This is a genomic window from Aquitalea sp. ASV15, assembly GCF_016429115.1.
Taxonomy (GTDB): domain Bacteria; phylum Pseudomonadota; class Gammaproteobacteria; order Burkholderiales; family Chromobacteriaceae; genus Aquitalea; species Aquitalea magnusonii.
In genome coordinates, this window is the sequence record NZ_JAELTZ010000090.1 from 1 (window position 1) to 8,348 (window position 8,348).

An 8,348-nucleotide genomic window follows, 5' to 3' on the forward strand; every position below is an offset into this window, starting at 1 on the left:
CCATTATAAGGAGCGGCTGCCCGGCCTGTCTTGTGCAATGGCGACACCGCTGTTGCACTGGCTATGGCTCAGCCATGACCAGTGGCTGACCGGAATGTGTCCGGTTTTGCTTCAGAAACGCACGGGTGTTTCGCGGCGCAGATCACAGCTGATGATCAGCTCCTTGCCAAAACGGCTGTTGATGGTCAGTGCATCCATCAGGCCCACGTCATGAATGGTCAGCAGCCGGTTGTCCAGCTGGCTGTCATAGCCAAGCTGGCTGGCAAAGTCGATCAGGGCTTGCAGCGGCTGGGTGGTGTCGGCACACAGGGGGGTGGCAGTCAGGCTGCCTTGTAGGGGGCGTTTTCTTCCCACGGCATCGTATACGGCAAAGGAAAAGTCGCTACAGCTATCTTGCAGGCAATCGTACATGGTGAAACTCCATCGGGTCTAAGTGAGCGCTGTTGCGTGCCCGACTCTCCGTCAGGCGACGCTTTAGCAGGATTTTTGGGCGCCCTGCAAGTTGTCGATTAACTCGGCGCCTGTGTCCCGGCCGCAGCCGGAGACGGTAAAACCAGAACTGCTTAAAACAAGCAACATGCCCGATGTCGCATAGCGAGCGCACTATTAAGGTGAACCAGCGGAAAAAGAAAAACCCGCGGGCCAGAGGAGCGCAGCGGGTTATCCGACTCACGCTTTAGCTGGCATTTATAGTGCGCCCAGCAAGCTGTATCAAATCGGCGCATGGGAAAAGATTATTCCTGAGCAAATGGCCTGTCAACCCCTGTTGTGTGCTGGCCACTGTTGCAGAAAGTCCTGCCAGTGTCCGCCGGCCTGGCTCAGCAGCAAGGCCAGTTTTTGTTCATGCTGACTGCGGGTGAGGGCAGAGATCTGCCCTTGCAGTGCGGCCAGGCGCAGCCACATCAGGTAATGGCAGGCCGCCCGTTGCGCGCTGTGCTCCAGCAGTCTGGGCAACTGTCCGGCGCTGGCCGCGGCCCAGGACTGCGGCGCATCGTATTCGGCAATGCGCGGCAGGCCGCACAGGCCGGCCATTTCCTGCTGCGGCACACAGCCGGGCTGTGCGCCCTGGCACAGCAGGCGGCTCAGTTCCAGCGTCTGGCCGAACAGGCCAGTGGGGCCGCCGGGGAAGGCCACATTGTGCAACATGGCGCGGTGGCGCAAGACCGGCAACAGCAACTGGGAACCCTGCCAGCTGACAATCTGCGGCATGTGTTCATTCAGCAGAGCCGCCAGTGCTTGCAGCATGGCGGCTTCGTCCTGGCCGGCGGCCGACTGGTGCAGCAGCACTTCCTGTCGGCTATGCAGCACGGCATTGACCGCGACCACGCGATGCAGGTGATAGGGCATGAATTCATCAGCCCGGCTGGCCCGGCTGCGCTGCAGGGCAAAATAGACGACATCGGCATCGCTGATGTCGGCATCCAGCTGATACAGGCTACGGATGCCGGTGACATCGGGCAGGGTCTGGATATCCAGGGCGAGTAAGGGAATCACGTGGTGTCTTCACACAAAATTGGCGGCAATGGTGTGCGATTCTAGGCTGGCTGCACACGGCGGGCAATCACGGCATCACGATTAAATGGGCCATGGCGGTGTATCTTGTCAGAAGATTCAGGCTATAATCTGCCGCTTGAATTCCTTTCTTGCGAATCCCTTCATTCCACGTCCTTATTCCTCTAAATGATCCGCAAGCTTATCCGTAAAGTATTGGAGCTGCCGTCAGGCATGGGCAAACGCCGTAGCAAACCACGCGTGATTCCGCTGTCCCAGCATGGCGTACGCCGTGATCAGCTCAGCAATGCTGCGCTCAAGGTGACTTCCCGACTGCAGGAAGCCGGTTTCTCTGCCTTTGTGGTGGGGGGAGCCGTGCGCGACCTGTTGCTGGATGTTTCTCCCAAAGATTTTGACGTCGCCACCAATGCCACGCCGGAGCAGGTGCATCATCTGTTCCGCCGCTCGCGCATCATTGGCCGTCGCTTCCGCATCGTGCATGTGATGGTGGGGCCGGAAACCATCGAGGTCACCACCTTCCGTGGCGGCGGCATCGATGATCAGAATGAGTCGGGCCGCATCATGGCCGACAATACTTTCGGCAGCCAGGAAGAGGACGCACATCGCCGTGACTTCACCGTCAATGCCTTGTTCTTCGATCCTTCCGACGAGTCCATCATCGACTACCACCACGGGGTCAAGGACCTGAAGGCGAAGAAGCTGGTGATGATAGGCCAGCCGGCACGCCGCTATCAGGAAGATCCGGTGCGCATGTTGCGCGCGGTGCGCCTGGCCGCCAAGCTGGGGTTCGAGATCGACGACGACACCCGCAAGCCGATTCGTGCCCATGCGCATCTGTTGCGCAAGGAGCCGCCGGCGCGCCTGTTCGACGAAATGCTCAAGCTGCTGATGTCCGGCCATGCCTATGCCTGCCTGAAAAAATTGCGCGATGAAGGCTTGTCGCGTGGTGTCTTCCCGCTGCTGGATGCGGTGATGGGCGAGGATGGCGACGACTTGTTCCTGCAACTGGGGCTGCAAAGCACCGATGCACGCATTCGTGCCGACAAGCCGGTATCGGTTGGTTTCCTGCTGGCCACCTTGCTGTGGCAGCAGGTGAAGCAGCACTGGCAACAGCATATCGCCGCCGGCGAGAAGCCCTTGCCGGCCTTGCAGCTGGCCATTTCCGATGTGGAAAACGAACAGGACAACGATTTTGCCATTCCGCGCCGCTTCAGCGTGACCATGCGCGAAATCTGGACGCTGCAGGCCCGCTTCGACAGCCGCAGCGGTGCCCGTCCTTACCGTTTCCTCGAACAGCCGCGTTTCCGTGCCGCTTTCGATTTCATGGCCTTGCGTGCCGAGGCGGGTGAACTGCCGCTGAGCCTGGTGGAGTGGTGGGAAGCCTTCCAGCGTGGTGATCAGGCCGAGCGTGAGGCACTGATCAATGAAGCCAAGAACAGCGGTGAAGAAGAACCGGCCAAAAAACGCCGTCGCCGCCGTCCATCCGGCCGTCGCCGCACCGATCAGGCCGGCGGAGGGGGAGAGGCCGCGTGAGCCTGGCCTACGTCGCTCTGGGCAGCAACCTGGAGCAACCGGCAGACCAGATCAGGGCCGCACTCGCGGCCCTTGCTGCTCTTGACGGCAGCCAGCTGCTCAGCCATTCCTCGCTCTACCTCACCACGCCGGTGGGGTATCTCGACCAGCCCGACTTCATCAATGCCGTTGCCCTGCTGGACACCACGCTCACGCCTTATCAGCTGCTGGATGCGCTGATGCGGATCGAGGCTGGTTTCGGCCGCGAGCGCAGCTTCCGCAATGCGCCGCGGGTGCTGGATCTGGATGTGTTGTTGTATCAGGACACCGTGCTGGACGATCCGCAGCTGCTATTGCCGCATCCGCGCATGCACCAGCGGGCCTTTGTCATGGTACCGTTGGCGGAAATTGCCCCCGGCCAGCAGGTGGGGGAACACGGCCTGGCCGCCGACATCGCCGCTGCACTGGATAGTGCCGGCGTGGTGCGGCTGGAGTCGACAGCTCAGCCAAGGAGACAAGCATGAGTCAGAGTCATTTGCGCTATGTGGTGGTGGAAGGGCCGATCGGCTCCGGCAAGTCGGCGCTGGCCCGCCGTCTGGCCGGCTACTGGGGCGTGCAACTGCTGGCGGAAGACCCGGCATCCAACCCCTTCCTGCCGCGTTTTTACCGCAATGTGGCCTCGCATGGCCTGGCCACCCAGCTGACTTTCCTCATGCAGCGTGCCGACATGGCGCGCGGCATGCTGCTGGGCGACAGCCTGGCCAGCCCGGTGGTGTCGGATTTCCTGTTCGAGAAAGATGCCCTGTTTGCCCGGGTCAATCTGGACGAGCAGGAGCTGGCCCTGTATCAGCGCCTGGCGCAGCAATTGCTGCCGCAATACCCGGTGCCTGACCTGGTGATTTACCTGCAGGCTTCCGAGCAGGTCTTGCTCGATCGCAGTGCGGCGCGTGCCAGCGAACTGGAACAGGATTTTCCGGAAGGCTATCTGAAGCGTGTGCATGCCGCTTACAGCGAGTTCTTCCATCAATACGAAGCAGCCCCCTTGCTCATCGTCAATACCGACCACCTCGAGCTGGTTGATGGTAACGAGGATTTCGAGCTATTGTTGCGCTGCATCAGCGAGATGCGCGGACAGCGCAGCTATTTCAACAAGAGCGTCTGAATACAAGTGACGCCTTGCATTTCCCGACCACACCGAGGAAGTACAGGTATGAAAATTACCGTCAACACCCTGCAGAAGATGGCCGCCGAAGGCCAGAAGATCGTCATGCTCACCAGCTATGACGCAAGCTTTTCCACCCTCCTCGATCAGGCGGGTGTGGAGATTCTGCTGGTGGGTGATTCACTGGGCATGGTGATCCAGAACCGCGATTCCACGCTGCCGGTAACCATGGAAGAAATGGTTTACCACACCCGCTGTGTCGCCGCCGGCGCCGGCGATGCCATGGTGCTGAGCGACCTGCCCTTCGGCAGCTATCAGGAAAGCCCGCAGCAGGCGTTTGCCAATGCCGCCCGCCTGATGCAGGCCGGCGCGCACATGGTGAAGCTGGAAGGTGGCCGTTTCATGGCGGAAACCACCCGTTTCCTGGTGGAGCGCGGCATTCCGGTCTGTTCGCATATCGGCCTCACCCCGCAGTTCGTCAACACTTTTGGCGGCTACCGGGTGCAGGGCAAGAGCGAGAGCGATGCCGAACGCCTGCTGGACGATGCCCGCCAACTGGCCGATGCCGGTGCCAGCCTGGTGCTGATGGAGTGCGTGCCGGCCGATCTGGCCCGCCGCGTCACCGAAGCCGTGGACGTACCCACCATCGGCATCGGTGCCGGTGCCGAAGTGAGCGGCCAGGTACTGGTATTGCACGACATCCTCGGCGTCTATCCGGGCAAGAAAGCCCGCTTCGTCAAGAACTTCATGAATGAGGCAGGCAGCATCCAGGGTGCGGTCGAAGCCTATGTCAAGGCAGTCAAGGCAGGCACGTTCCCCGCTGCCGAGCACACCTTCTAAGCCAAAAGGGTAAGGAAATGGAAATCATCCGCAGCGTGGCCGCCATGCGAGCATGGCGTCGCCAGGCCGGCAAGCTGGCTTTTGTCCCCACCATGGGTAATCTGCACGAGGGCCATCTGGCTCTGGTCGAGGCGGCGCACCAGCACGCTGACAAGGTGGTGGTCAGCATTTTTGTCAATCGCCTGCAATTTGGTCAGGGCGAAGATTTCGACGCTTATCCGCGCACCTTTGAATCCGACTGTGCCAAGCTGGAAGCCGCCGGGGTGGACGCCCTGTTCTTCCCCACCGAGCAAGAGCTGTACCCGCGGGTGAAGCAGGATTTCAATGTCGAGCCGCCGCATATCCAGGACGAGCTGTGCGGTGCCTTCCGCCCCGGTCATTTCCGTGGCGTGGCCACGGTGGTCAGCAAGCTGTTCAATATCGTGCAGCCGGATGTGGCCTGTTTCGGCAAGAAGGACTTCCAGCAGCTGCATGTGATCAAGGCCATGGTCGATGACCTGAACATTCCGGTGGCGGTCATTCCGGTGGATACCGGCCGTGCCGCAGACGGCCTGGCCCTGTCCTCGCGCAATGGCTACCTGACGGCAGAGGAGCGTGCCGAAGCACCGCGCCTGTACCGCAACCTGTCCGCCATGCGTGCAGCCCTGCTGGCTGGCGACAGCGATTACGCCACGCTGGAAGCCAATGCCAGTGCCGATCTGCAGCAGGCAGGCTGGGTGGTGGATTATGTCGAAGTACGCCAGGCCGATACCCTGGAAGTGGCCCATGCCGGCGAAAAACGCCTGGTGGTGCTGGCCGCTGCCCGCCTGGGCCGTACCCGTCTGATCGATAATGTGGAAGTGTCCCGCTAAGCCGGGCAAGGAAAGACCAGTACCATGCAACGCATCATGCTTAAATCCAAGCTGCACCGTGTCACCACCACGCATGCCGAACTGCATTACATCGGCTCCTGCGCCATCGACGAAAACCTGCTGGAAGCAGCGGATATTCGCGAATACGAAGAAGTGCAGATCTGGAACGTCAACAACGGCGAACGCTTTGCCACCTATGCCATCAAGGCCGAGCGTGGTTCCGGAGTGATTTCGGTAAACGGCTCGGCCGCGCGCCGCGCCGCGCCGGGCGATCTGCTGATCATCGCCTCTTTTGCCCAGTACGAAGATGCCGAGCTGGCCAATCACCAGCCCAAGCTGGTGTTCGTGGACGAGCGCAACCAGATGACCGCGCTGGACAACAAGACCCCGACCCAGCCCGCCTGAGCCTCATCCACACAGGCAAATCTGGTGAAAGCGATGCTGCGGCATCGCTTTTTTCATGGCTTGTTCCAGCGGCATCCACGCGCCAAAGGCCGGGTGCAGGCCGGGCTTTGCATCATCGTTTATAACTGTCTATAGTTTCTAATGAATTGCCGCACCAGTCCGGCCGGCTGGTTTGCCAGCCACGACGGGAGCATGACATGAGCAGCATTCTGCATGGCGGCTGTCTGTGTGGTGCCGTGCATTACCGCGTGCATGGCCAGCCCTTTCACGTGACCCACTGCCATTGCGTCAGCTGCCGCAAGGCCAGCGGCGCCGCCTTTGTCACCTGGTTTACCGTACGGCTGATCGAGCTGGAGTGGCTGGGTGAAAAACCGTTGTTCTATCACTCATCCACCGCCGCCCTGCGCGGGTTTTGCCCGCATTGCGGTGCCACGCTCAGCTACCAGCACGAGTCCGATCCGGACGATATCGACCTCACCGCCGCTTCGCTGGACATGCCGGATGTGCTGGTGCCGGAATTCCATATCTGGTGGCAGGACCACATCAGCTGGGGCGAGCCACAGCAGCAAGCGGTCTTGCCGGTACACGCGCGCAGCCGCGACTGAACACGGCTGCCAGCCTGGGGTTACAACAAGGGTGTGGCGGACACGATCACACCGTCTTCATCGGCATACAGCCATTCGCCCGGCACAAAGGTGACGCCAGCAAAGGTCACCGCCAGGTCACGCTGGCCTTCGCCGCGCTTTACCGATTTGAGCGGGTGGGTATTCAGCGCACGGATGCCCAGCGGCAGCTGGTTGAGCGCCACCGAATCGCGGATGCAGCCGTAGATCACCACGCCATCCCAGTGATTGGCCACCGCCAGATCGCCGATCTGGTCGCCCAGCAGGGCACAGCGCAGCGAACCGCCGCCATCCACCACCAGCACCTTGCCATGGCCATCCTGCGCCAGGGTTTCCCGGACCAGGGTGTTGTCTTCAAACAGTTTGAGGGTGACGATCTGCCCATAAAAACGCTGGTGATTGCCATAGCGCTGGAACAGCGGCTCCAGCACGCGCACACGGCCTTCGTTGGCATCGCACAGATCGGTGGTCAGAAAACTCATGCTCTTTCTCCTTGGCAGTTTATGGTTATGCCGGATGGCGGACGCAAAAAAGCCGCCTCGCGGCGGCTTGTTGCATGCATCAATCCAGGCGTAGCGGTACAAACAATGTACTGTCCTGGCGGCGTACCAGCAGGGCGATATTGCCGCGCGCACTGGCCAGTGCCTTCTCAAAGCTCTTTACCGTGGTGATTTCATTCTGGTTCAGGCCCATGATGATATCGCCATGCTGCAGGCCGGAGCGGGCGGCCGCGCCCTGCGCCTTTTGCACCAGCAGGCCACCGTTCATGCCCAGCTCGCTGCGCTGCTTGGCAGTCAGCTCGGTGACGGTCAGCCCCAGCTTGCCGAACTGGAAGTTCTGCGGGGCGGCTTCATCCTGCTGCTTGGCCTGCGGCGCCGTTTCCGGAGCCAGTTCGCCCAGCGTGGCCTGAATGGTTTTTTCTTCGCCCTTGCGCCATACCGACAGCTTGACCTTGGCACCCGGCTGCAGCGAACCCACCATCATCGGCAGATCCTTGGAGCTTTCGATGGCACGGTCATCCAGCTTGAGGATGATGTCCCCGGTTTGCAGGCCGGCCTTGCCGGCCGGGCCTTGCGGATCCACCCGCACCACCAGTGCACCGCTGGGACGCGGCAGGCCGAAGGATTGCGCCAGCTCCTGCGACACTTCCTGGATATTGATGCCCAGCTGGCCACGGCTGACCTTGCCCTTGGCCTTGATCTGCTCGGCCACATTCATGGCCAGGTCGATCGGAATGGCAAAGGAAATGCCCATGAAGCCGCCGGAGCGGCTGTAGATCTGCGAATTGATGCCGACCACTTCACCCTTCAGGTTGAACAGCGGGCCGCCGGAGTTGCCCGGATTGATGGCCACGTCGGTCTGGATGAAGGGCACGTAGTTTTCATCCGGCAGGCTGCGGCCCTTGGCCGAGACAATGCCGGCGGTGACCGTGTTTTCAAAGCC

General features: G+C 61.2%; 11 protein-coding genes. 7 read left to right on the forward strand and 4 right to left on the reverse strand.

Translation table 11 applies throughout. From position 1 onward, the window contains the following. Positions 1-111 precede the first annotated feature (111 nt). Both JHD64_RS20380 and JHD64_RS20385 read right to left on the reverse strand, forming a co-directional pair. Positions 112-411: a hypothetical protein gene (locus JHD64_RS20380; RefSeq protein WP_059286568.1), complete on the reverse strand. Its 300-nt coding sequence runs from the start codon at positions 409-411 to the stop codon at positions 112-114. A 345-nt stretch (positions 412-756) separates the two neighbouring features. Beyond that, positions 757-1,494 carry a hypothetical protein gene (locus JHD64_RS20385; RefSeq protein ID WP_199055369.1) on the reverse strand — a complete coding sequence of 246 codons (738 nt, stop codon included), beginning with the start codon at positions 1,492-1,494 and terminating at the stop codon, positions 757-759. A gap of 186 nt (positions 1,495-1,680) precedes the next feature. On the opposite strand from JHD64_RS20385, the gene pcnB reads away from it, so the two are divergent. From pcnB to JHD64_RS20420, 7 genes are all read left to right on the forward strand, one after another. After that, positions 1,681-3,045 (forward strand): polynucleotide adenylyltransferase PcnB, encoded by a 1,365-nt coding sequence (gene pcnB / locus JHD64_RS20390; protein ID WP_110313214.1) that lies wholly within the window; start codon positions 1,681-1,683, stop codon positions 3,043-3,045. Continuing rightward, positions 3,042-3,548: a 2-amino-4-hydroxy-6-hydroxymethyldihydropteridine diphosphokinase gene (gene folK / locus JHD64_RS20395; protein ID WP_059286565.1), complete on the forward strand. Its 507-nt coding sequence runs from the start codon at positions 3,042-3,044 to the stop codon at positions 3,546-3,548. The genes pcnB and folK overlap by 4 nt, the downstream gene beginning before the upstream one ends. Next, a complete protein-coding gene (locus JHD64_RS20400; protein WP_059286564.1) occupies positions 3,545-4,186 on the forward strand; it encodes a deoxynucleoside kinase in 642 nt (213 codons plus the stop codon). The genes folK and JHD64_RS20400 overlap by 4 nt, the downstream gene beginning before the upstream one ends. Positions 4,187-4,234: 48 nt before the next feature. Next, the gene (panB, locus tag JHD64_RS20405) at positions 4,235-5,026 is read left to right on the forward strand and encodes a 3-methyl-2-oxobutanoate hydroxymethyltransferase (RefSeq protein WP_059286563.1); all 792 of its coding nucleotides are present in this window, start codon (positions 4,235-4,237) and stop codon (positions 5,024-5,026) included. A 17-nt stretch (positions 5,027-5,043) separates the two neighbouring features. Then, the gene (panC, locus tag JHD64_RS20410) at positions 5,044-5,877 is read left to right on the forward strand and encodes a pantoate--beta-alanine ligase (protein WP_199055371.1); all 834 of its coding nucleotides are present in this window, start codon (positions 5,044-5,046) and stop codon (positions 5,875-5,877) included. Positions 5,878-5,901: 24 nt separating this feature from the next. Continuing rightward, positions 5,902-6,282 (forward strand): aspartate 1-decarboxylase, encoded by a 381-nt coding sequence (gene panD, locus JHD64_RS20415; RefSeq protein WP_059286561.1) that lies wholly within the window; start codon positions 5,902-5,904, stop codon positions 6,280-6,282. A gap of 197 nt (positions 6,283-6,479) precedes the next feature. Then, entirely contained in the window at positions 6,480-6,887 is a 408-nt protein-coding gene (locus JHD64_RS20420; protein ID WP_233170636.1) for a GFA family protein, read from the forward strand. Positions 6,888-6,907: 20 nt separating this feature from the next. Here the strand turns inward: JHD64_RS20420 and rraA are convergent, their stop codons facing one another. Together rraA and JHD64_RS20430 are read right to left on the reverse strand one after the other, a co-directional pair. Further along, positions 6,908-7,387, reverse strand: coding sequence for a ribonuclease E activity regulator RraA (gene rraA, locus JHD64_RS20425; protein WP_059286560.1), 480 nt, complete (start codon positions 7,385-7,387; stop codon positions 6,908-6,910). Positions 7,388-7,466: 79 nt separating this feature from the next. Next, positions 7,467-8,348: PDZ domain-containing protein (locus JHD64_RS20430; protein WP_199055372.1), on the reverse strand; the 882-nt coding region annotated here is incomplete at its 5' end.

Bases quoted from the DNA above. Each gene is read 5' to 3' on its own strand.
- JHD64_RS20380 (WP_059286568.1), bottom strand. From the start codon at position 411: ATGTACGATTGCCTGCAAGATAGCTGTAGCGACTTTTCCTTTGCCGTA.
- pcnB (WP_110313214.1), top strand. From the start codon at position 1,681: ATGATCCGCAAGCTTATCCGTAAAGTATTGGAGCTGCCGTCAGGCATG.
- JHD64_RS20400 (WP_059286564.1), top strand. From the start codon at position 3,545: ATGAGTCAGAGTCATTTGCGCTATGTGGTGGTGGAAGGGCCGATCGGC.
- panB (WP_059286563.1), top strand. From the start codon at position 4,235: ATGAAAATTACCGTCAACACCCTGCAGAAGATGGCCGCCGAAGGCCAG.
- panC (WP_199055371.1), top strand. From the start codon at position 5,044: ATGGAAATCATCCGCAGCGTGGCCGCCATGCGAGCATGGCGTCGCCAG.
- panD (WP_059286561.1), top strand. From the start codon at position 5,902: ATGCAACGCATCATGCTTAAATCCAAGCTGCACCGTGTCACCACCACG.
- JHD64_RS20420 (WP_233170636.1), top strand. From the start codon at position 6,480: ATGAGCAGCATTCTGCATGGCGGCTGTCTGTGTGGTGCCGTGCATTAC.
- rraA (WP_059286560.1), bottom strand. From the start codon at position 7,387: ATGAGTTTTCTGACCACCGATCTGTGCGATGCCAACGAAGGCCGTGTG.